A 513-nucleotide genomic window follows, 5' to 3' on the forward strand; every position below is an offset into this window, starting at 1 on the left:
TTGACCATTATGATGAATGTTACACCCTTGGGGATTCATAACAATAAAGATTGATCGTTTTTTAACCTCCTGCTAAGTTTAGCTTAGTTGGAGGTTTTTTATGTCAGATGCAGATAAGCCACTTAATAAGAAAGACCAAAAGCGTTTAGATGAAAAACGAGGCGAAGGGTCGGGAAAAGATTACGTTCCTTTCATTAAAGTCGGAGAGTTCAGCAGCTCTGGCGAAAGCGTTCGTGTTAAAAGTGCCACCGTTGGCCGTGTACACCACCTTCACTCAGGTAACGAGCTAGCCGCATTTTTGGTGTTCGATTGGTGTAAAGAGGTCATCGACATTCGAGAGCAGTTTCCAATTCCTCTTGCTGACTCTTTAATTATTTGCCGACAACTAGGTATTCGTCACCCTCAAGAAAAGAGCGAGCTTACAATAGTAACAACAGACTTCCTCATCAATTTTGCCGATGGCTCTGTAGTGGTACGGTGAATTTGGTCACTTAGTTAGAGGTGATATCATCA

1 protein-coding gene is annotated in these 513 nt (G+C 42.1%); it reads left to right on the forward strand.

All coding sequences use genetic code 11. The features are described 5' to 3' along the window. The first annotated feature begins 100 nt into the window (after positions 1 to 100). Positions 101 to 481 carry a TnsA endonuclease N-terminal domain-containing protein gene (locus WR49_RS20745; RefSeq protein WP_046225280.1) on the forward strand — a complete coding sequence of 127 codons (381 nt, stop codon included), beginning with the start codon at positions 101 to 103 and terminating at the stop codon, positions 479 to 481. Positions 482 to 513 lie beyond the last annotated feature (32 nt).

The sequence above is a fragment of the Vibrio sp. ECSMB14106 genome, from assembly GCF_000972265.1.
Classification (GTDB): Bacteria; Pseudomonadota; Gammaproteobacteria; order Enterobacterales; family Vibrionaceae; genus Vibrio; species Vibrio kanaloae.